A 22480-nucleotide genomic window follows, 5' to 3' on the forward strand; every position below is an offset into this window, starting at 1 on the left:
GAAAATTTTCCGCAAAAAAACAGCCCCATTCATAAGAACAGGGCTGTTAAATTTACCGACTGAAGGTGCGTTGATAGCCGGCACGCTCCGCCGCCATGGCATTTTCAAACATTACCGCATTTTGCGGCGACACCTTGTTGTAGGATTTGTCCGAAGGCAAATGATAGATCTTGCTTTTTTTATTGCCCTTGGCCGGGCCCTCCTTTCCCTCCACGGCCCAAATGCCGCGGACGTGGTCCATGGCGACGATCTCCCCTTCGTGGAGCAGGGCCTGATACTTGGTGTTGGGCTCGTAGGCCCGCTCTCTGGCGTAGCCGGAGGCCACCAATTGGTAATTATAGAGAATCTCTTCCTTGGGCCTCTCGCTCGTCCTCGGGTCTTCCGTCCAGACATAGGCCAGGGTGCGGCCGTAGTGATCCTCTTTTTCCTCGTCGTATTCCAAAAAGACGGCCTTTCCCGTGAGAGACTTCTTCGAGAAATCCGAGGCCTCTTTTCCCCAAGGCTCCACCCGACCCCGAGGCTTCACCGTCTCCGGCGTGTCCACGCCGATGAGGCGCACCCGCGTGTCCTGTCCATCGTCGAGAACCAGGGTGTCCCCGTCCACCACCCGCTTCACCATCACGCCGGCAGCATCCGGGGCGGGGGAAAGACTTCCTTTGGCGGTAAAGGTCGCCGCCAGAGCCAGTACAATCAGCAAAAATGTTCGTAAGCGTTTGTTTAAATGTTTCATACCCTCAGTATAACAGAAAGAAGGAAAGCCATGGCCATTCAAATTTTCGGCACGAAGAAAAACAATGACACGAAAAAAGCCCAACGTTTTTTTAAGGAGCGGGGCGTTAAATTTCAATTTATTGATTTAAATGAAGTAGAAATGTCGTGGGGCGAATTCGATTCCATTACATCATCCATCGGCGGATTGGACGTATGGATCGACGAAAATTCCAAAGACGCAGACGGCCTGGCCTATGTGAAATACGCGACCGATGAAAGCAAAGAAGCCTATATTATCGATCACCCGAGCATTATGAAGCTGCCCGTTGTCAGAAGCAAAAAGCGGGCAGTATTGGGCCATGCGCCTGACGTGTGGAAAAAATGGGCCGAAGAGGAAAAGAAATAAGGCACGCTGAGGGGCGTGCCTTTTTCTCTGGTAAAACCCGTGCCATTAGGTGCGAATGGTGGGGTCCATGTGAAGAATCATAAAGGAGACGGCGAGAAAAGCGGCGGAAAGCCAAATGGTCTTAAGGCCCAAAAGGGAAAAGAACAGACCGCCGATAAGGGCGCCGATAAAAAAGATACATACGATAAAAAGCACGGTGCGGCTCGTGTCCCGGTGGACGAGGCCTTTGGTGTGGTGGTAGCCCGCCAAATTGTGCATAATGGTGCGCACATTGCCCACGCACATGGTGGTGGCGGCGTTAATGTCTGCGAATTTTCTGAAGGTATTCACCTGCATGCCGCAGGAGAAAGCCATCATACTGTTGGCCAGGCTGTCGAATTCGCCGGAAAGAAAGCCGACGACGATGAGAATAAGAATCTCCACGGCCAAAATCCGCTGCTTAAAGTGCAGGCCCATGCGCCTTTTTTCAGCAAAGGCCACGCGGCCGGAGACATAGACCCCGAGGGCGAAGGATGCGATTTGAATAAAGTAGCGGAGCATGGCGGGGAAATTTCCCTCGGCCAAGTTAAAAGCCATGAGCACCACATTGCCCGTAAGGGCGTTGACGAAGACCTTCCCCCGAAGGGCGTAGGAATAGCCGTCTTGCAGGCCGCCGGCCAAGGTGAGAAAGGTGGCGAAGAACAGGGATTCGGACCAAGCTTTATTTTTCATAAATCCCACGCATCCTTTCGATTAAATCTTCGTATATAGGAAGCATATGGGCTTCGGAGACAAAGGTGTCCAGCTCCCTAACCGCCACCCACTTGCGATTGTCCTTCACTTCAAGCAAGGTGTCGTCTTCGTGGCCCACAAAGCCGTAGCAAAAATTAATGTGGAAGTGGCTGTCCACGGCTTCGCCCTTTCGAATGTGGGCGGAAACGGGCATGAGCTCCAAGGCCAGAGGCCCTTCTGAGAGGGGCTTCACATAGAGAATCCCCGTCTCCTCGTAAAGCTCCCGAAGGGCGGAATAAAAGAGATCCTCCCCCTCCTCCACGTGGCCGCCGGGCCAGGAGAAGGATTTGTAAATGGGATGATAAATCATCAAGAGCTTATCCGCCTCAAAATCCATAACCATAGACGAAGTGGTGTAGTGGTAAGGGGCGTCGCGATTGGTTGCAATAAGGGAGGGATCCAGCCGTAGCAAATGGGCCCTGTCCTCGGCTTCTTTTTCATTTTTCGGTTCGTAGGATTCAATCCATTCCATCAATGACCTCCAGTGCCGGCGCAAAGGCCGACGGTATGGCGTACACAGTTTCAAGTGCTTCCTTCGTGGCCCAGATGCGGGCATCTTCCGCGGCAAAGAGGGACTCCACATGGGCGTAATAGACCCACACATTCCATATGCGGTGGGAAAAGATGTGGCGGTAGGCGGCCATCTTTTTTGCATCATTCACGACGAAATCCGACTCCGCCAAAAGCTTCATGACATCTTCCTGCCGAAGGTGCCCTTCGATGGTGGGAAAGCCCCACATGGACGCCAAGAGCCCGCCGGTGCGCTTCTCGATAAAAAAGCGGCCCCCCAGATCCAAAAGAAGCACCGTCACATCCTCTTCTTTTTGCTTCTTCTTCGGCGTCTTTTTCGGGTAATCTTCGGCGCAGTTTGCATCATAGGCCATACAACTGTCCCCAAGGGGGCAGTGGCCGCAGGCCGGGGATGTGGGGGTGCAGATTTTATTCCCCAAATCCATCATGGCCTGATTAAAATCCCCGGGCCGATCCCGGGAAATGGCCTCGTTGGCCAGATTAAAAATCAGCCGCTTCCCCGCCGACTTGTCGATCTTCTCATCGATCCTATAAAGGCGGCTGAAAATGCGCAAAAGATTCCCGTCCACCGCCGCCACCGCCTCCCCGTAGGCAATGGATGCAATGGCTGCCGCCGTGTACTCGCCGATGCCGGGGAGGGCCTTTAAGCCGGCAAAGTCCCGGGGCATGCCATCTCGGGCCACAATCTCCGCCGCGGCCTTTAAATGCTTCGCCCGGCGGTAATAGCCCAGGCCCTGCCAAAGCTTTAAAAGAGCCTCCTCCTCCGCCCGGGCCAAATCCTTTGCCGTAGGAAAGGCCGCCATAAAACGCTCGTAATAGGGAATCACCGTGTTCGCTTGGGTTTGTTGAAGCATAATTTCAGAGACCCAAATGGCGTATGGATCTTTCGTTTTTCGCCAAGGCAATCCACGGTCCTCCGGTGCGTACCAATTTAAAATTTTACTCGAAATACACATAAAGCTATTATAACAAAAAGGCCGAAAAGGTCTATATTGACGGTATTTCCCAACCATGTTATAGTAAAAAAGGATATCATACAGAAATAATCGGATATAGGAGGAAAGTTGAATAGATGAATGCATTATTGAAGGTAGAAGGCGTACGCGCCTCTGCAGGAGAAAAACAAATTTTAAACGGCATGAACCTGGAGGTCAACAAAGGCGAAGTACACGTCATTATGGGCCCCAACGGCAGCGGGAAGTCCACCCTGGCCAATGTCATTATGGCCAACCCGGCCTACACCATGACCGAAGGCAAGATTTACTTCGAAGGCGACGACGTCACCGACGAATCCACAGACAAGCGCGCCCGTCGCGGCCTGTATTTAAGCTTCCAAACCCCCTACGAAATTCCGGGGATCAGCGTGGAAAACTTTATTCGCCAAGCCCTCTTGGCTCGCGGCGAAAAAACATCCATCGTGAAGTTTAAAAAGGCCCTGGAAAAGAAAATGGAGCTTCTGGACATGAAGCCGGAATACGCCGGCCGCTATTTAAATGTGGGCTTCTCCGGCGGTGAACGGAAAAAGACGGAAATCCTTCAACTCTTAATGCTCGATCCCAAACTCGCCATTTTAGACGAAACGGACTCGGGCCTCGACGTGGATGCCGTCGCCACCGTGAGCCGGGGCTTAAAGGAATACCTGGACGGCGAAAAATCCGCCATTATTATTACGCACCACCGGGAAATCCTGAAGGAAATCCACCCGGATTTCGTTCACGTCATTAACAACGGCCGCATCGTCACCGAAGGCGGCGACGAAATCATCGATCGCATCGAAGAAGAAGGCTTCGGCTGGATTAAGGATGGGCAACATGCGTAAGAAGACAGAAATTCAAGACATGGACCGGGGGATTTACGACGAAAGAAATCCCTTCACCTATCGCAAAAAGACGGAACAAGGCCTTAACGAATCCATCGTGCGCCAAATTTCCGCCGAGAAAAACGAACCGGCTTGGATGCTTGAAAAGCGTCTGGAAGCCTTAAAGATCTTTAACGAAAAGAAAAATCCCGACTGGGGACCGGATCTGTCGGAAGTGGACATGGACAAGGTCATCACCTACATTCGTCCCGACGCGGATTTGGCCGCCGATTGGAAGGACGTGCCGGAAGAAATCCGCAGCACCTTCGACAAATTGGGCATTCCCGAGGCGGAAAAAGAAGCCATGCTTTCAGGTGTCGGCGCCCAATACGACTCGGAAGTGGTCTATCACAGCATTCAACAACACTTGTTGGATCAAGGAGTTATTTACACGGACTTTGAAACGGGCCTCCACGAATACGAAGACATCGTGAAGGAATACTTCGGCAAGTGCATCAACCCGAATCTGCACAAATACGCCGCCCTGCACTACGCCGTATGGAGCGGCGGCAGCTTCGTCTATGTCCCCGAAGGCGTGGATGTAGACGTGCCTCTGCAGTCCTACTTCCGCTTAAACGCGCCGGGGGCGGGCCAATTCGAACACACCCTCATCATTATCGAAAAAGGCGCTAAATGCCACTTTATCGAAGGCTGTTCCGCGCCGAAATACAACGCCCTGAACCTACACGCCGGGGCCGTTGAGCTCTTCGTCAAAGACGACGCCACCCTGCGCTACTCCACCATCGAAAACTGGTCGAGAAATATGTACAACCTAAACACCAAGCGAGCCATTGTCGGCAAAAACGGCAAGATCCAATGGGTCTCCGGCTCCTTCGGCTCCAAGGTGAGCATGCTCTATCCCATGAGCGTCTTAGTAGGCGACGGCGCGCAAAACGAATACACCGGCATCAGCTTTGCCGGGGCCGGCCAAAACATCGACACCGGCGCTCAAGTCATTCACGCGGCCAACGACACCAAGAGCTCCATTCAATCGAAATCCATTTCAAAAGGCGGCGGCATCGGCGTCTACCGCGGACTCGTGAAAGTGGCGGATCATGCCAAGCACACGAAATCCACCGTCTCTTGCGAATCCCTCATGCTCGATGACATGAGTCGTCAGGACACGATTCCCGCCATCGACATTCACAACAGGGACGTAGACTTCGGTCACGAAGCAAAAATCGGCCGCATTTCCGACGAGGTCATCTTCTATCTTATGACCCGCGGCATTCCCGAAGAAGAAGCGCGGGCCACGGTGGTTCGAGGCTTTGCCGATCCCATCGCCAAGGAACTGCCCCTGGAATACGCCGTCGAGATGAATAATCTCATCTCCTTGGAATTAGAAGGGAGCATTGGCTAATGAAGGCACACAAGGGAAATATTTTAGAATACAAAACTTACGACTATTTAAATGTCAACGAAACCGACGTGGCGGCACGGGAATCCGCAGGCGTTAAAAAAGCCGAAGGCCAATCGGTTTTCGACGGCTACAATTACGGCATCAGCCCGGAAATGATTCAGCTCCACGACAACCACGCCACTGTCTACCGGAAAATCGTCGCCGAAGACACGTTGGATATGGGCATCGAAAGCCTTGAAGGCACGAAAGATGAAGTGGTTACCATGGACTTCATTGTGGAAGAAGGAGCCCACATGACCGGCTGCTTCAGAAGCAAAAAAACCGGCGGCTACCGCTCCTTCTTAAGCCGTATTCACGTGAAGAAAAACGGCGTCGCCCGCCTCTACTTCGTGAATATCGATCAGACGGAAGTGGACAACTACCTGTCCATGGGTGCCATATTGGAAGAAGGCGCCAAGCTCGACGCCTACGTCTTCCACTTAGGCGACGGCAACGAAACCAGCAATGTGAAATGCTTCTTAAAGGGCGATGGTTCCCTGGGAAACATTCAGTCCATCTACCTGGGTAAAAAGGGCCAAGCCTACGACTTCATTTACGACATGATTCACGAAGGCAAAGACACCACCAGTAACCTCATCGTCGACGGCGCCTTAATGGAAGACAGCTACAAAGTCTTTAAGAGCCGCATCGACTTTTTGGAAGGATCCAAACACAGTCGGGGCAACGAAGAAGAATTCGCCATTCTTCTGGATTCCACGGCCCGGAGCATTTCCGTGCCGGCCCTGTTGAGCCACGAAGACGACGTGGAAGGCAACCACGCCGCCAGCGCCGGCAAACTGGATCAGGACATGCTCTACTACTTCCTCACCCGCGGCTTCGACGCCGAAACGGCTGAGCGCATGATTATCGATGCGAAATTTGCCCCGGTTATCGACGCGGTGATTTACGAAGAGGAACGCAAAGCCATCTACGAGGAATTGGAACGGATTATGGGGAGGCGACATCATGTTGCAAAGTAGTGAAATCAGAGAAATCCGCAAAGACTTTCCCTTCCTGGAACTGTCTACGAAAGAAAAACCGCTGGTCTATTTAGATTCGGCGGCCACGACGCAAAAGCCGAGACAAGTCATCGAAGCCATGAACCGCTACTACAGCTATGAAAACGGCGGGCCCCACCGCGGCGCCCACCGCCTGTCCATGGCGGCCACGGAAGTCTACGAAGGCGCCCGGGAAGCGGTGAAAAACTTTATCGGCGCAAACAGCGTGGAAGAAATCGTCTTTACCAGAAACGCCACGGAAGGGCTCAACCTCCTCGCCTACTGCTGGGGCCTTGAAAACCTCAAAGCAGGCGATGAGATCGTTCTGTCCATTATGGAACACCACGCCAACCTCGTCACCTGGCAGTACGTGGCGGAAAAAACCGGCGCGAAACTGGTTTACCTCTACATTGACGAAAACAAAGAGATTCCCAAAAAAGAAATCGAAGAAAAAATCACAGCCAAGACCAAGCTTCTGGCCATTACCCAATCCTCCAATGTGTTGGGAACCATGCCCGATGTGAAGGCCATGATCGCCCACTTGAGAAAGGTGAGCCCCGACGCCAAGGCTGTGGTTGACGGCGCCCAAGCGGCACCCCACATGCCCGTGGATGTGAAAGATCTGGACTGCGACTTCTACGTCTTCAGCGGCCACAAAATGCTCGCCGCCATGGGCGCAGGGGTCCTCTACGGCAAGCTCGACAATTTAAACGCCATGAAGCCCTATATGTACGGCGGCGACATGATCGAGTACGTCTATGAAGATCACTCCACCTTCCTGAGCGCCCCCGGACGCTTCGAAGCCGGCACCCAAGACGTAGGCGCCGCATCGAGTTTGCCCGTGGCCATAGACTATTTAAACGCCATCGGTCTCGACAAAATCCACGAATACGAAAGCTACCTCGTGGACTACGCTTATGAGGCCATGAGCCAAATGGACGACATCACCATTCTCTCCCGCCCCACCAACCCGAGAGGCGGACTCATTACCTTTAACTTTAAAGATGTCCACCCCCACGACGTGGCATCCATTTTGGATTCCAAGGGCATCGCCATTCGCAGCGGCCACCACTGCGCTCAACCCCTGCACAGAAGCTTCGGCATTCATTTCTCCTGCCGGGCAAGCTTTGCCGTCTACAACACCATTGAAGAAGTGGACTACTTTATTAAAAATCTCGACGAAGTAAGGAGGTTGATGGGCCTTGGCACTCGATGATATTTACACCACACTGATTATGGAAGAGTCTCGCTCGCAGCACAACAAAGGGGATTTGGAAAACCCGGACTATAAAGAACTGGGCCACAACCCGAGCTGCGGCGACGAAATCACCTTGCAGATTAAAATGGACGGCGACGTGCTGAAAGACCTGTCCTACACCGGCGAAGGCTGCGCCATCTCTCAAGCGTCCACTTCCATTATGATCGACACCGTGCGTGGCAAGACGCGAGATGAAGCCGTGCACCTGGCCGACACCTTTATCGGCATGATTAAAGGCGTCTCCCTTACGGAAGAGGAAGAAGACGCACTGGAAGACGCCATGGCATTCGAGGGCATTTCCAAACTGCCCGCCCGCGTGAAATGCGCCGTGCTTCCCTGGTACACCCTGAAAAACATTTTGGAACGATGATTTGAGCCGCCAGGTGCGGCTCTTTTTTTATGCAAAGGGTTATAAAACGACAGAAAAATAGAAAAACATGGAAAAATAATTAAATATTGTATTTAAAAATGTAAATATGTGGTATAATCTCACTAACTACCTATATCAAAAAGGTGATCGGACACATGCTCTTTCGGGTTTGTGCAGTTAGTTAACACGAGGAGGCACCTATGGAATCCAGAGAATTTTTATGGTCTTATTGGAATTTAATCAAAGATGCGTCGGATACAAAAATCGCCCTAACGGAATTCTTTTCAAAATCCTATGAGCTTACGCAATTGCAGGTGCTCGTCATGGGCCAGGTCGACTCCCTCGAGGACACCTCCATTCGCTCCATCGCCAAGTCCCTGCACCGGGATCACGGCAACATTTCCAAGATCTGTACCGTGCTGGAAGAAAAAGGCTTCGTTTACCGTGAGCGTTCCGATGTGGACAGCCGTATCGTGAACATCAAGCTGACAGAGCAGGGTCAGGCCTATGTGGGGGAATTTCGCAGCATCGTGGCGCCCTTCATCGAAAAATTAGGCGACTACCTGACAGACGGCGATTTGCGCTTTATTTTAAAGAGCATGGAAAATGTCAACAAACTAATTAACGAGTCGGAGGATGTGAAGGCCATTCGGAGAAAAGAAATGCCCCTCTTGCGACAAAAACACGAGAAATAAACAGGCCTCCGCTTCGGTGCGGAGGTTTTTTAAATGTGTCAAATCCAAGTCATCGTTAAGAGCGGGGAAAAATCCTCGGCCCATGATTTATAATAGAAGGAGAAAGGAGAGAACATGAAGAAATTTTTTAAACGCAGCATCTTTCTGCTTATTTTTTTAATGGCGATGATTCCCGCAGCGGCCCAAGCCAAAGGGGCCCAGGCGGTGAAAAGCCCCCAGGCCCTTCGCATCGACGGCGAGCTGACGAAGGTGCGGGGCTATAATATCGGCGGCTACAACCACTACCGCCTCCGGGATCTGGCCCGCGCCCTTCAAGGCAAGGTGGATTTCGACCTTGCGGGAAACAGCAAACAGATCACCATCGATTGCACCAAGACCTACACCCCCATCCCCGGGGATCAAATCGGCGGAGCGCGGGAGCGGGCTTTGGGGCGGCAAATGCAGCTCACGGTCATCGGCGCGCATCCCGCGGAGCTTGTGGAAACCGCCTATAATATTAAGGATTTTAACTACTTCCGCCTGAGAAGCTTGGGCGTGATTTTAGGCTTCGACGTAAGCTACGACGCGGCGAGAAATGAAGCCGTGATTACGACGAAAGCCGCGGAAAAAAAGCCGGTGCCTGCGCCGAAACCGACCCCTGAGGCGCCTCGAGGCCGGGTGATTTTAGGCAACGAACGGCTCCTTACGGAATACAACAATTTAATCGACAACAAGCGGGTGGGCCTCATTACCAATCAAACGGGGGTCGATGCCAATGGCATCCCCGTAGCGGAAAAAATCAAGGCCTATCCCCGCGCAAAGCTCGTGGCCCTTTACAGTCCGGAACACGGCCTCGACGGCAAGCAAAGCGCCGGCGCCTACGTGGCGAGCTACTTCGATGCGAAAATGAACCTGCCCGTCTACAGCCTCTACGGCCCGACGAGAAAGCCCTCCCGCGACATGCTTAAGGGCGTGGACGTCTTGGTCTACGACATGCAGGACATCGGCGCGAGGACCTACACCTACATCTCCACCTTGCAAAACGCCATGGTCGCGGCGAAGGAAAACAACATTCCCATCCTGGTTTTGGATCGGCCCAATCCCCTGGGCGGCGAAATCGTGGAAGGCTTCCTTCGGGAGACCCGCTTCAAATCCTTTGTGGGCATCGACAAAATCCCCATGGCCCACGGCATGACCGTCGGGGAACTGGGGCAGTTCTTTAATCGGGAAATCGGCGCCGACCTCACCGTGGTGCCTATGAAAAACTGGACCCGCACCATGGTATGGCAAGACACGGGCCTGCCCTTCGCCCAAACCAGCCCGAACATTCCCAATTTGGAAAGCGCCTTTTTATACATGGCCACGGGAAGCGGCGAGGAAACCGGCATCGGCCAAAGCGAATACTTCCACTGGGTCGGCGGCAGAAACATCGATTCCAACGAATACGCCCGCCGGCTCAACGCATCGAATTTGCCCGGCGTCACCTTTGTTCCCGCACCGAAAGGCGCAAGGGGCGGCGTACGGGTGAAGATCACGGATCCCCACCGATTTAATCCGGCCCGCACCGGGATCTACACTCTGGCTATGGCCAATCAAATGCGGCCCATCAATGTGCCCGCCTGCAAAAAGCCCTACTCCATGTTCTATCTCATTCAGGGATCGGAAGAAATCGCCAACCTCTTCCGGGCGAGAACCTCGCCGGAAGCCATGGTGAAGGCCTATGAAAAAGATGTAAACGCCTTTAGAGCCCAACGACAAGCCTATTTACTTTACAAATAAAAGAAGCCTCCGAAAAATCGGAGGCTTTTTACATGGCATTAATCGTTTTTCACGGCATCTTGCAATTGCCGGCGCACGTCCTTCACCGGCGCCATAATCACCCGGCCCGTGCCTCGATAGGCATTGACCAGGCCTTCGCCGCTGGCGGCGGAGCCGATTAAGCTTTTGCCGCTTCGTTCCACGGTAAATTCCAAGCTGTTGGACCAGGCCAGGGCCAAATTGCCGTCGATTTTCAGCACGTCGTCCACGAGATCGATGACGATGAGCTCTTCCCTCGGCACAGGGGATTCGAGGCACACGACGCCGTTGCCTTTGAGGCTCAGATTAAAGAGGCCCATGCCGCCGAAAGCGGAAGAGACATTGGTGCGTGCCACGACTTTTTGCTCGAGTTTTCCGTCACAGGCCATAAAAAGGCCGTCTTTTAAGATGATGGCGCCGTTCCAATCGGCCAGGTCTTCCAGCAGGATATACACATCCGTGGGCTCGAGGCACAAGCGTCCCGTGCCCGTGTATTCCGGCTTAATGGCGCTTTCGCCGGAGAGGCTGCCCTTTACGGCCTTGCCGAAAAAGTCTTTGGCGCCCTTAATTCCCGTGGTGGCCCTTACATCCCCCAGCATCCATTGCATGGCTCCGGGTTGGACGGTGACATCGCCCTTGGAAAGATCGCAGTACACTTGCCGCTTCCTTACATTCATTTGAGAAGCGAAGTAGGCCTCCATGGCTTCTTCTCTGCGCACGGAAAGATCCCGCTTGTATTCCAGCACCTGAAAAGGTCCTTTTTCTTCTACAATGCGAATGTCGTCGTTGTCGGTAAAATTGTGGATGGTAAACATAGTCGCTCCTTATCTTTGGAAATAGCGATTCAGGGCCCGCAATATGCCTAAGGCCATGGCCTCTTGGTAATTGGGGTCGTTGAGTTTTTTGTCTTCCTCGGGATTGGACATGTAGCCGCACTCGATGAGGCTCGTGGGCATATGGGCGAAATTGGTGCCTGTTAAATCGTCTCTTGCGATGGCCCCGCGGGGCTTCGCCGAGGTGGCGGCGGCCATTTCGCTTAAAATCAGCTCCGAAAGGCGCATGGATGCGTCGCTTAAATGGCCCACGTCGGGATTATTTTTCGACGGATAATAGGTCTCGATGCCTGCGACCGCCCTCGGCCCGCCGTTGGCGTGAATCCTTAAATACACATCCGCCCCGGAATCATTGGCGATGGCCGCCCGCGCCTGATTGGAAAGATCCACGTCGTTGGAATCGCGAATCATCACCACGCGGTAGCCCGCCGATTCCAGCTTTTGCTTCAGGCATCGACTGAAAGTCAGATTAAATTCATATTCGTAGATGCCCGTGGCCACGCCGCGGGTGCCGTCAGTTACCTTCGCCTTCATTTCATTGGACGAGGGGGCGATGGTTTCTTTCTCCGGATTGCCGTGGGCCTGATGGCCGGCGTCGATGGCGACGATGGGGCCCGTGCCTGCAGGAACCTGCGTTTGCGCCTGAGGCGGATTCTCTTTCGGCATCTCTGCCGGGGCAGGCGGTTCTTTTTTCACTTCCTTCGGCGGCGTTTTCTTCGCCGCTTCTTTTTTTCGGGCTTCTTCTCTTTCTTCGCGCCGCGCCTGTTCCTGTTTTACCTGGCGGGTAAGGGCCGCTTCCGTTTTTGCGGCATAAATTTTCAGGCCCACGGCCGTCACAAGAAGGAGAAGGATGGCACCGATAATCCATTTTCTCATAAATCGCTCCTTTTCTCTCATTTTACCATAGATCTTTGGAAAACTTTTGAGTTCCTCGCCTCTTCATTTGGTATAATGTAGCTTTGTAAGGAGGCAGTATGAAGAAGACATCCATCGCCAAATCCACGGTGCTCATTATTTTATTTTCCCTTATCGGAAAAATGATGGGCTTCGTCCGTGAGTCCATGGTGGCCGCCATATTCGGGGCAGGTTTTGAAAAAGACGCATTCGTCGCCGCCCAATCGGCAACGTCGACGGTGAGTATGTACATCGTCATGGGGATCAGTACCGTTTTTATCCCCAGTTTACAGTCGGTCTTTTCCAAATACGGAGAAGAAGGCAAGCATAAATTTACCAACAACATCTTTTCCATCGTAAGTTTGCTTACGATTTTAATCATGATTTTAGGCATTGTGGGGGCGCCCCTTCTGACCATGCTCGTCGGCCCCCGCTTCGATCCGCGGACCAAGGCCCTTACGGTGCAGCTCATTCAATTGGGTATGCCCGTCATCGTCTTTTCCGCATACGAGGGGATCTTCACCGGCTATTTACACTTCCACAACCGCTTCGGCATCGCCGCATCGGTGCCCATTTGGTTGAACCTGGTGTATCTGGGCTACCTTATGATCTTCTCCACGAAATTCGGCATCTACGGCCTTACCATCGTTTCCGTTCTCGCCGTCGTGGCGGAATACATCTGCGTTTGGTACGGCTCCCACCGTGTGGGCTACCGCTTTCAGCCCATGCTGGATCTAAAAGACGAGCACACGAAGCAGACCCTGCTCTTGGCCATTCCCGCCATTATTACGGTCAGCGTCAACAACATTAACACCTTGGTCAACCGGGCATTGGCATCGGGCCTCGCCTCCGGCTCCATGAGTCGCCTGGACTACGCCAACAAGCTCAATGTGCTCGTGATCGGGATCTTTATTACCGCCATTACCTCGGTGATCTATCCCGCCATGAGCAAGGCCTTCGACGAAGGAGAAATGGAAAAAGGCAAGCGGATCATGAACGGCTCCGTGCGCTCCGTGCTCCTCATCACCATTCCCGCCATGGCCGGGCTTATCGTCCTGGCGCAGCCCATTGTGGAACTCGCCTTTATGCGCGGCGTCTTCACCCAAGCCGATGCCGACGCCACGGCAATTTGCCTCCGCTTCTACACCTTGGCCCTCGTGTCCATCTCCGTGAACAATGTGCAAAACCGGGTCTTCTATAGCCTGGAAGACACGAAGACCCCCTTCTACCTCGGCGTGGTCAATGTGCTCTTTAATGTGGGATGCAACTTGATTTTGGTACGCACCATGGGCATCAACGGCCTGGCACTTTCCGTGTCCATCGCCCAAACCGTGGTCACCTGGTTCTCCTTCACCATGCTGAGAAAGAAAATCGGCCACATCGGCATGCGAAGCTATGTGAAGATCACCGTAAAAACCGTCATCGCCTCGGTGATTATGGGGGCCTTCGCCTACTACTTCTATTTCGGCGGCCTCGGCCTTTTAGGCAATGCGGGCAACGCCGTCAAACTCATTCTCTTCACCCTCACCGTGGCCCTTTCCTCCGTACTCTACTTCTTTATCCTGGATCTCTTGGGCTTAAAAGAAGTAAAGGACATTAAAAAAATCGTGGCCATTAAATTCATGAAGAAAAAAATCGCATAAACAGAAAGGATACCCATGAAAGCAACCAGCGCCCGCTTAACCGACGCCGCCATGGCCTATGTAAAAAAGAAAAACATCACCGCCCTCTCCGTGGATACGCCGGAGATGGCCTGCTGCGGTGTCGCCGATGTCATGAGCGCCACCGTATCCAAGGGTCTGCCGAAGAAAGATCCCATCGTCTACAAAAAGTGCGAGGATCGCGGCGTGGACGTGTACTACCCCTACTACACCGAAGTGGAGGGAGACTGCATCATCATCGATGCGGAAAAATTCTTAGGCGTGACCCGGCTCTTTGTGACCAACGGCGTCATGGAAATATAAATTGCGGCACCTGCGGGTGCCTTTTTTTGTACCGCTCGGGAGAAAAAAGATACCGCTTGTCGAAAAACAGCGGAAATTATCCGTCCCGTCCATTACTATAAACGCAGGAGGTGCGACATGAAGGTCGAAATCATTTTAGACGACGCTTACGAGCAGCCGTCGGTGAAAATTTACACCCGGACCATGACGGAAGAAGTGGAAAAACTACGAGAGGCATTAAATACGGCAGCCATCGAAAAGCTAGTGGGCATGAAGGAAGAAGAGGTCTTTCTTCTTGATTACGGTGATACCCTGCGGATCTATGCCCAAGACAAATCGGTTTACGCCGTGGCGGGGGGCGAGATCTACCGCCTCAGGCTGAGCCTTGCCGCTTGCGAAGAGCGCCTCAGGGCCCACCGCTTTTTGCGCATATCCCGCTTCGACATCATTAATTTAGATTACGTGAAGAAATTGGATTTAAGCTTTACGGGAACCATCGCCGTGGAAATGAAAAACGGCGACGTGGTCTACGTATCTCGGCGAAACCTGCGGGCATTTAAAGAAGCCCTGGGACTTTAGGAGGTCTATTATGAAAACTTTAAGAAATGCGATGGTCTCTTTTTTAATCGGCGTGGGCATCGGTGCCCTTATCGAAGCCTTTGTCTCCATCAGACTGGGCATGAACATCGTCGGCGTATCGGAATTTGTCGATACCGCGGCCCCCGGTTATGCGAAAATCATTCAGTGTTTCTGCTACGGCGGCTTCGGCCTCGTGTCCTATCTGTGCGGCGAATTTTGTAAAAGCAAGAAAGGCGCATTCTACCTTATGCATGGCCTGCACTTTTTCATCCTTCTCGTCTACTTTGTCTTCGTGGGATTTTACCTAAAGTGGTTCACAGACCCGACCTCGGTCCTTTATTCCGTCCTTTCCTTTGCTGCGATCTACTTCATCATTTGGATCGCCATCTACTTTAAGGAAAAGCGTATGGTGGAAAAAATGAATCGACAACTGAAATAAAAGCCGCCGCCATGACGGCGGTCAGACTGCAGACAAACCTCGATAAAAACTCGAGGTTTGTCTCTTTTTTATGGCTTGAATTGTCAAGCCAAGTCAAGTGCAAATCTAGCATGAGGCAATCTTCGGAAAAAAGCTTACATAGAATGCCGGTTATGATAATATCTATCAAGAAGCTAATCGTAGCAAAAGGGTCTGATTTAAGGCCACTACTATTGGCGTCACTTAGCAGGTATTAGATCGGAGGAAATGACATGAAAGGCACTTAAAAATTTAGCTTATATTTTGCTAGTTTCATGGGCAGCAATTCGCATAAAGCGCCAAGGCAGATTATTTATAAAAAGGAGGACAGACATGAGAGGCAGACTATTTCAACGCATAGCGTCATTTATAATATCCTTGTTACTTATATTTACATCTATGGGATCAGCAACTTTTGCAGATGGGGAGAAAGACACATTTGAAAAAGATGGAATAACATATAAAGTCATAAAAGATAAAACAGAGGACACTCCTGGGGCCGTCCAAGTTGGTAATGGAAAATTTTCTATGACTATTAACAAAAAGAGCCTTCAAATACCAGAAACTGTTACCAATGATAAAAACGAAACTTTTAAAGTAGTAGCTATTGGAGACAAAGCCTTTGATAATAGTACAGAGGAAAATAGCTTAGGTAGCGTGACAATACCTGCTTCAGTGACTTCAATCGGCAAATCTGCTTTTTCAGATTTAACATCATTGAGCGACGTCCAATTTGCAGAAAATAGTCAGTTACAAGCTATTGGAGACAATGCATTTGACACTACATCTATTAAATCTATCAATATACCTGCTTCAGTAAAGACGATAGGTACGTCAGCTTTTACGAAGTGTAGTAAATTAACTTCTGTAGTCATACCTGAAGGGGTCACTTCCCTCGGAGACGAAGTTTTCTCACATAATAAGCAGTTACCATCTATAACTCTACCGGCCAGTTTAACTACAATGGGAAAGAATGTATTCAACAATTGTCCTAGCTTAAAGAATATATCTGTTACTCAAGGGAACACACTCTATGCCAGTGAAAATGGAGTGGTGTACTCAGCGGATAAAACGACAGTTATAAAGTATCCTGAAGGGAAAAAAGATACAGACTTTACTGTCCCGGCTTCAGTAAAAAACATAGGGGATTATGCATTCGCGAACAATAGCAATATTCAAAGTGTGAAATTACCGGAAGGAGTTAAAGTCCTTGGAAAGTATGCCTTTTCCAAATCTACTGGCTTGACGTCACTGGACCTGGGTAATAGCTTGGAGTCAATAGGAGACTTGGCTTTTTGGAATTGTTCTAGGCTTGAAACATTGACCATCCCAACCTCGTTGCATTCCATTGGAAGAAATGCCTTTTATGGGTGTAGTGATCTTAAGTTTGTGGTTGCTTCTGAAGAAACTAGAACGCTGTTGAAATCCTCTGGCATCGCTGACGATAACATTACGCTATCAGCACCAATTGCCGAGCCAACATTTGTAGTCAATGGTGTGATGTACAAGGTGTTGTCTGAGGCGAATGACGGTCAAAAAGGAACAGTCCAAATTGGGGATGGAAAAACTTTAGCAACCGATGCTAATGGAAGCCTTTCAATTCCGGCTAATGTCAAGAGAGATGAAAAGGACTATACTGTCGTATCCGTTGCTCCCTATGCATTTAAAGGTTCCAAACTTACTTCGGTGACTTTACCGGAAGGAATTAAAACCATAGGGAAAAGTGCATTCCGCGGAGCGCAATTAACATCTTTTGAAATGCCTTCTACCGTAGAACAAATAGACGAAAGCTCCTTTTGCATGGCCAGCAACTTGATGAAAATAACCCTATCTCCCAAGTTAAAGGTTATTCCAAAAGATGCCTTTTCCTATAGTGGTCTAAGAACAGTTGATCTTCCGGAGGGCATTACAGAAATTGGCGAGATGGCTTTTAGCAGTTGCAGCGATTTACAAAAGGTGAGTTTGCCTGCAAGCCTTACAACAATAAAAGAACAGGCTTTTTGGTGTGATGAGGCACTTCGAGAAGTCGTGATCCCCGTGGGGAGTAGGCTAAAAACAGTTGGTAAAATCGCATTTCAATGGTGCAATAGTTTAAAGGGCATTCAACTGCCTGACACCTTGGAGATTATTGAAGACAAAGCATTCAATAACTGCACGGCACTAAAAAGCATTGGCTTGACAAAAAACAATCAATTAAATAGTTTGGGAGAGAATGCCTTCCAATCTACTTCGATCACTAATTTTCATTATTCTGCTTCTCTAAATAAAGTTGGCAAGCGGCCTTTAGAAGGCTGTAATGGTTTAACAGAAATTACTGTTGCGAACAATAACCCCATGTTTAAGTCTGTGGATGGGGTCTTATTTAATAAAGATGGGACATCATTATTGCAATATCCGGCCAATAAAAAAGGCTCTAGCTACACAACACCGGCGGGCGTGAAAAAAATTTCGACTTATGCGTTTCAAGGGACATCGCCTAAATTGAGAGAGATTGTTATTGGAAAAGGCGTAGAAAACATTGAATCTCTTGCATTCCAGCAATCGAAAGTGGAAAGTATTTCAATTGCCGATTCTGTAACATCAATTGAACGACTCAGTTTTTACAAATGCCCCAATCTGGAAACATTGAAACTTCCTTCCGGCCTAAAAACAATGGTCACATATTTAATATGGGATTGTGAGAGCTTAAGCAATTTACAAATCCCTGCATCTGTAGAGAAGATTGAAAACTCCGCCGTTGGTAAATGCCCTGGCCTTTCTTCCATTGAAATTTTAGCAACACAAATGAATTCTATGGCAAAAGGTGCATTCTCTGTAACATCACCCGATTTGGTTGTGACAGTTACTAACAATGCTATAAAAAACATGGTTGTAGCTAGTGGTATTAGTGAAGCACAAGTTAAGATAAAGGACTCGCCACTACCTGTACCAAGCGGCTCTTTCACAGTGAATGGTGTCTTTTATAAAGTTCTTACAGAACCGGCTTCCGGAGAGAATGGCACTGTTCAAATCGGTGATGGGTCCAATGAAATTAAAGCAAAAGGTATTGTTACGATTCCTGCGACTATAAAAAATGAAGACAAATCCTATAATGTTATCTCTGTGGCATCAAATGCTTTGCTAAATAGCCTTGTTACGGAATTTCATTTACCAGATACGGTAAAAACCATATCAGATCATGCTCTCTACAAAGCTCCGGAGTTGACAATGTTTGAAATTCCTTCAGGCGTGGAGACGATAGGGGTTAATGCGATTAGCGGTTGCCATAAGCTAAAAGCGATCACTTATAAACCCGGCAGCCATTTGAAAAAGCTAGGAAATGGAGCCTTAAGTGATAATTCCGCACTTGAGACAATTTCTTTACCAAAGACGGTGAAGGATATTGGAAAATGTACGATGTTCTTTAACTATAGTCTGCGTGAGGTAAATTTTGAAGAAGGTTCTTCATGGACGGAATTGCCTGAAGGAACCTTTGCCCGCGATTCCAAGTTGGAAAGAGTTATTTTACCGGCCACCGTAACATCAATTGGCGATACTGCATTTTGGAATTGTAATGCGCTGAAAGACATTGATTTGACGAAAATCAGCAACATAGGCGAGAAAGCGTTCTTTCATTGTACTGGGCTCAATTCCATTGAGCTTAGCAACGACATTGAAGTATTAAAGGGCGGAACTTTTGAGGGTTGCACAGGACTTAGAAGTATTAAATTAGGAAGTGGCTTGAAGGTATTGGGCGACCTAATTCAAAAGGATGAAGATGAATTGACCGGCGTCTTTGAGGGCTGTACTTCTTTGGAAGAAATTAACATTCCGGAAAAAACGGATGTTATTGGTAAAAACACATTTAGAGATTGTAATAAGCTAAGAAGTATTGTTATCGAATCACCAGCATTATCAAAGGTTGGAGCAAATGCATTCTATCGAATGGCAAGCGACTATGTCATTACAGTCCAAAACGAAGCGGTCAAAAATAAACTGGTCTCCGAAGCATTGGTTGACGGCTCTCATATACGAGTAAAAAATGGCGAGTCATTAGAAACACCCACCGTTAAGCTTGTCGCTCAAGGAAATGGAGGATTAGGTAAGGTGGCTCAGGTTAAGGTTTCAAACATGCAAAATGGTAATTATCTGTTGGTTCAAATTACGAATCCCTCTGGTGTAAATTCCATTTACGCAGTGCCCGTACCCCAAAACGGCTTAATGAACCTTTCTTATGCCAAAGATAATCGTGTGACTGTATGGCTAACAGAACGTCAACCAAAAATGACCGCCGAAACACCAAATGCAGGTGGTAGAATCTTTGGATCGGCCTCTCTGTAGTCAATGGGGGATATCTATGAATAAAAAACGTAAAAGAATATCATCTTTATTGGCAGGGATTCTATTATCATTTATTTTAGCTGTGCCAGTACATGCAGCACAGCCTGAAATAAATGCTTCTTATGATGCAGCAAGCGGAACAGTTATAGTGGCCTCGACAGGTCTTGATCCGAACAAGTTGTATCATCTGATTTCTATTCAGAAAGAAGATTCTGTTATTGCGTTAAAAAGTGGGGATTCTAATGCCGAGGGAAAAATGAAAGAAAAAATCCCGACGGGAAAATTGGAAAAAGGTTCTTACCATATTTATATTTATAGTAACGATGACGGTTCTGTGGTTGTAAGTAATACGTTCACAGTAGGCGGCGGGTCGGACAGTCCAGGAGGCACCGTCAAGCCAGAAGATCCAGATAATCCAAGCGGAACGGTTAAACCTGGTGGGCATAATAATCCTGTAGGCCCAGGAAGCCCCATCAAACCGGAAAAAGGAACAAATGCAGGGTCCGGTTCTTCTCCAGGGAGTACTCCGGACGCATTTAGTGGAATGGTTAATCATTTTACAGATGTTCCGTCTGGTTCCTACTATGAAAATGCGGTCACTTGGGCAGTCAATAAAGGCGTTACCAAGGGCACGTCCACCAATACCTTTTCACCTAACAAAGTATGTACTCGTGCTGAGGCTATTACATTCCTATGGAGAGCTTCAGGTAGTCCGACTTCAAATACGTCTATTAAGAAGTTTAAGGACGTTACGAAAGATAGTTATTACTACGACGCAGTTGCATGGGCAGTAGAAAAAGGTATCTGCTTTGGTACAAGCAAAGATACATTTAGCCCGAATAAAAATTGCAATCGCGCCGAAATAGTGACATTTATTTGGCGAGAACAAAAGTCTCCGGAGGTCAATGTAAGTAACCCGTTTAATGACGTGGCGTCAAACGCTTACTACTCAAGAGCGGTAATGTGGGCAGTTAAGGAAAATGTAACAAAAGGGATAACAGAATCCTCATTTGGTCCGAGTAACGATTGTACTAGAGCACAGATCGTTACTCTCATCTGGAGGACAATGGGGAAAAGATAAGGAATGCCACCGGCAGAAGTGGTGCAAGATCATTAGAATTATCCTTGCCCGTAAGTCTGTAGGCTTATTATGAAAATCAAATGATAAAAGGAGCTACTTCAGAATTGATTTGCTTAAATCTATAGTAGCTCCTTTTAATATAATCTAATTAATATATATTATTTTAGAGTTAATATAAATTACGGCATCTGTGGTGAAATAAAGCCGCCGCCACAACGGCGGTTTTTTTATTGCGAAGGGTATGAATCTAAAAAGAGGTGAAACAATGAACAGCCACGACGCATACATGACGGCCCGGGATTTTTTCCGCTCGGGAAAGACCCGGCCCCTCCTTTATCGAAAGAAACAACTCTACGCCCTCCTTAAAGGCATCGATGGTTTCCGCGGCGCCATCGACGCCGCTTTAAAGGCGGATTTAAACAAGTCTTCCAGAGAAGCCTTTCTCACGGAAGTCTATCTCGTAAAAGAAGAGATCCGCCACATGATTCGCCACATGAATCGCTACGGCCGCACGTTGCGCCCCCTTCCCGGGATGGCCCAATTGCCGAGTACTCTCGCCGTTTGCCGCAAGCCCTATGGGGCGGTGCTTATTATCAGCCCGTGGAACTACCCCTTTCAGCTAAGCCTTTTGCCCGTGGTGGGAGCCATTGCCGCGGGAAACGCCGTGGTGGTGAAGCCATCGGAGTTTGCGCCCGAGACGGCAAAGGTGCTCGAGGCCCTGTGCCGTAGCGTGCTCGATGAAGGCCTGGTGTCTTTCGTCTTCGGCGAGGAAGCGGCGGCGAAAGCCCTACTGGCCGAGCCCTTCGACAAGGTGTTTTTTACAGGCAATAGCGATGTGGGCCGCGCGGTGATGAACCAGGCGGCGGCACACCCCTCGCCCGTCGTCTTGGAGCTTGGAGGCAAGAGCCCGGTCATTGTCGATAAAACCGCCGACATTCCCATGGCGGCGAAGCGCATCGCTTTCGGCAAAACCATGAACGCCGGGCAGACCTGCGTGGCGCCGGATACGGTCTACGTTCACGGGTCGCAAAAAGGGGCCCTCATCGATGCCCTCGCCGATGCCTTTGAAGAAGCCTTTCCCACGGAAGATTACTTTATTAACGAAACCGTGCGCATGAACCACCGGGGCCGCTACCTACGCATGAAGGAGCTGGCGAAGGAGGGGGACATTCGCACGAAACACGGGCGCATTTTCTACGACGAGAGCCTCCACGTCTTTCCCTGCGTCGTGGAAAATCCTCGGGGGCGGCTCCTCGAGGAAGAAATCTTTGGGCCCCTTCTGCCCGTAATCGCCTACGAATCGGAAGACGCCCTCTTCACAGAATTAAGGGAAAAAGACAAGCCCCTGGCCCTTTATCTCTTCTCAACGGACGAAGGCTTTATTCGCCGCGCCATCCGCGCCGTGGACAGCGGCGGCGTCTGCGTCAACGACACCCTCATGCACCTGGCGTCAAACAAGGCGCCCTTCGGCGGCATCGGGCCCTCGGGCATGGGATGCTACCACGGCAAGTGGAGCTACGAGGCCTTCTCCCGCCCCCGCACCGTGCTGAAAAAATCCCCCCGCTTCGATCTTTCCCTCCGCTACCATCCTTTTTAAATC

Annotated in this window: 21 protein-coding genes; 15 read left to right on the top strand and 6 right to left on the bottom strand. The window is 50.0% G+C overall.

The genetic code is table 11. The annotated features are described in order from the left end of the window. Positions 1 to 52: 52 nt before the first annotated feature. A complete protein-coding gene (locus KO087_RS00310) occupies positions 53 to 697 on the bottom strand; it encodes a thermonuclease family protein (RefSeq protein ID WP_215506538.1) in 645 nt (214 codons plus the stop codon). Positions 698 to 760: 63 nt separating this feature from the next. On the opposite strand from KO087_RS00310, the gene KO087_RS00315 reads away from it, so the two are divergent. Then, on the top strand, positions 761 to 1117 hold the full coding sequence (locus KO087_RS00315) for an arsenate reductase family protein (protein ID WP_215506540.1): 357 nt from the start codon (positions 761 to 763) through the stop codon (positions 1115 to 1117). Between the two features lie 45 nt (positions 1118 to 1162). Here KO087_RS00315 and KO087_RS00320 read toward each other — a convergent pair whose 3' ends face one another. From KO087_RS00320 to mutY, 3 genes are read right to left on the bottom strand one after another with little or no spacing between them, the layout of a single operon-like run. Continuing rightward, entirely contained in the window at positions 1163 to 1828 is a 666-nt protein-coding gene (locus KO087_RS00320) for a YoaK family protein (protein ID WP_215506542.1), read from the bottom strand. Then, positions 1818 to 2360: an NUDIX hydrolase gene (locus KO087_RS00325; protein ID WP_215506544.1), complete on the bottom strand. Its 543-nt coding sequence runs from the start codon at positions 2358 to 2360 to the stop codon at positions 1818 to 1820. Before KO087_RS00325 ends, KO087_RS00320 begins: the two co-directional genes overlap by 11 nt. Then, entirely contained in the window at positions 2347 to 3501 is a 1155-nt protein-coding gene (gene mutY / locus KO087_RS00330; RefSeq protein ID WP_349665968.1) for an A/G-specific adenine glycosylase, read from the bottom strand. The genes KO087_RS00325 and mutY overlap by 14 nt, the downstream gene beginning before the upstream one ends. Here mutY and sufC point away from each other — a divergent pair. From sufC to KO087_RS00365, 7 genes are all read left to right on the top strand, one after another. Then, positions 3492 to 4238 carry a Fe-S cluster assembly ATPase SufC gene (gene sufC, locus KO087_RS00335; protein ID WP_215506548.1) on the top strand — a complete coding sequence of 249 codons (747 nt, stop codon included), beginning with the start codon at positions 3492 to 3494 and terminating at the stop codon, positions 4236 to 4238. The two genes, mutY and sufC, sit on opposite strands and share 10 nt — an antisense overlap. Beyond that, entirely contained in the window at positions 4231 to 5637 is a 1407-nt protein-coding gene (gene sufB / locus KO087_RS00340; protein WP_215506550.1) for a Fe-S cluster assembly protein SufB, read from the top strand. The genes sufC and sufB overlap by 8 nt, the downstream gene beginning before the upstream one ends. Continuing rightward, entirely contained in the window at positions 5637 to 6656 is a 1020-nt protein-coding gene (locus KO087_RS00345; protein WP_215506552.1) for a SufB/SufD family protein, read from the top strand. Before sufB ends, KO087_RS00345 begins: the two co-directional genes overlap by 1 nt. Beyond that, complete coding sequence (locus tag KO087_RS00350) at positions 6643 to 7890, top strand: aminotransferase class V-fold PLP-dependent enzyme (RefSeq protein WP_215506554.1); 1248 nt, start codon at positions 6643 to 6645, stop codon at positions 7888 to 7890. Before KO087_RS00345 ends, KO087_RS00350 begins: the two co-directional genes overlap by 14 nt. After that, positions 7877 to 8302 (top strand): Fe-S cluster assembly sulfur transfer protein SufU, encoded by a 426-nt coding sequence (gene sufU, locus KO087_RS00355; RefSeq protein ID WP_215506557.1) that lies wholly within the window; start codon positions 7877 to 7879, stop codon positions 8300 to 8302. The genes KO087_RS00350 and sufU overlap by 14 nt, the downstream gene beginning before the upstream one ends. A gap of 200 nt (positions 8303 to 8502) precedes the next feature. Further along, positions 8503 to 8997 (top strand): MarR family winged helix-turn-helix transcriptional regulator, encoded by a 495-nt coding sequence (locus KO087_RS00360; RefSeq protein WP_215506559.1) that lies wholly within the window; start codon positions 8503 to 8505, stop codon positions 8995 to 8997. Positions 8998 to 9111: 114 nt separating this feature from the next. Beyond that, a complete protein-coding gene (locus KO087_RS00365) occupies positions 9112 to 10755 on the top strand; it encodes a DUF1343 domain-containing protein (protein ID WP_215506561.1) in 1644 nt (547 codons plus the stop codon). Positions 10756 to 10793: 38 nt separating this feature from the next. On the opposite strand, the gene KO087_RS00370 is transcribed toward KO087_RS00365, so the two are convergent. Next, positions 10794 to 11588, bottom strand: coding sequence for an AIM24 family protein (locus KO087_RS00370; protein ID WP_215506563.1), 795 nt, complete (start codon positions 11586 to 11588; stop codon positions 10794 to 10796). 9 nt (positions 11589 to 11597) lie between these two features. Next, positions 11598 to 12482: an N-acetylmuramoyl-L-alanine amidase family protein gene (locus KO087_RS00375; RefSeq protein ID WP_215506565.1), complete on the bottom strand. Its 885-nt coding sequence runs from the start codon at positions 12480 to 12482 to the stop codon at positions 11598 to 11600. A gap of 98 nt (positions 12483 to 12580) precedes the next feature. Between KO087_RS00375 and murJ the strand changes: the two genes are divergently transcribed. The 7 genes from murJ to KO087_RS00410 all read left to right on the top strand — a co-directional run bounded on the left by murJ (position 12581) and on the right by KO087_RS00410 (position 22477). Beyond that, positions 12581 to 14143: a murein biosynthesis integral membrane protein MurJ gene (gene murJ / locus KO087_RS00380; protein ID WP_215506567.1), complete on the top strand. Its 1563-nt coding sequence runs from the start codon at positions 12581 to 12583 to the stop codon at positions 14141 to 14143. Between the two features lie 15 nt (positions 14144 to 14158). Next, positions 14159 to 14464 carry a hypothetical protein gene (locus KO087_RS00385; RefSeq protein ID WP_215506569.1) on the top strand — a complete coding sequence of 102 codons (306 nt, stop codon included), beginning with the start codon at positions 14159 to 14161 and terminating at the stop codon, positions 14462 to 14464. 117 nt (positions 14465 to 14581) lie between these two features. Next, positions 14582 to 15022 carry a LytTR family DNA-binding domain-containing protein gene (locus tag KO087_RS00390; protein ID WP_215506571.1) on the top strand — a complete coding sequence of 147 codons (441 nt, stop codon included), beginning with the start codon at positions 14582 to 14584 and terminating at the stop codon, positions 15020 to 15022. A gap of 10 nt (positions 15023 to 15032) precedes the next feature. Continuing rightward, on the top strand, positions 15033 to 15461 hold the full coding sequence (locus KO087_RS00395; RefSeq protein WP_215506573.1) for a DUF3021 domain-containing protein: 429 nt from the start codon (positions 15033 to 15035) through the stop codon (positions 15459 to 15461). Positions 15462 to 15812: 351 nt separating this feature from the next. After that, positions 15813 to 19799, top strand: a complete 3987-nt coding sequence (locus KO087_RS00400) for a leucine-rich repeat domain-containing protein (protein WP_215506575.1) — start codon at positions 15813 to 15815, stop codon at positions 19797 to 19799. Between the two features lie 16 nt (positions 19800 to 19815). After that, complete coding sequence (locus KO087_RS00405; RefSeq protein ID WP_215506577.1) at positions 19816 to 20880, top strand: S-layer homology domain-containing protein; 1065 nt, start codon at positions 19816 to 19818, stop codon at positions 20878 to 20880. Between the two features lie 241 nt (positions 20881 to 21121). Further along, positions 21122 to 22477: an aldehyde dehydrogenase family protein gene (locus tag KO087_RS00410; protein WP_285814615.1), complete on the top strand. Its 1356-nt coding sequence runs from the start codon at positions 21122 to 21124 to the stop codon at positions 22475 to 22477. The last annotated feature ends 3 nt before the right edge of the window (positions 22478 to 22480 follow it).

Origin of the sequence: Peptoniphilus rachelemmaiella, assembly GCF_943169845.1 — a bacterium.
GTDB lineage: Bacteria > Bacillota > Clostridia > Tissierellales > Peptoniphilaceae > Aedoeadaptatus > Aedoeadaptatus rachelemmaiella.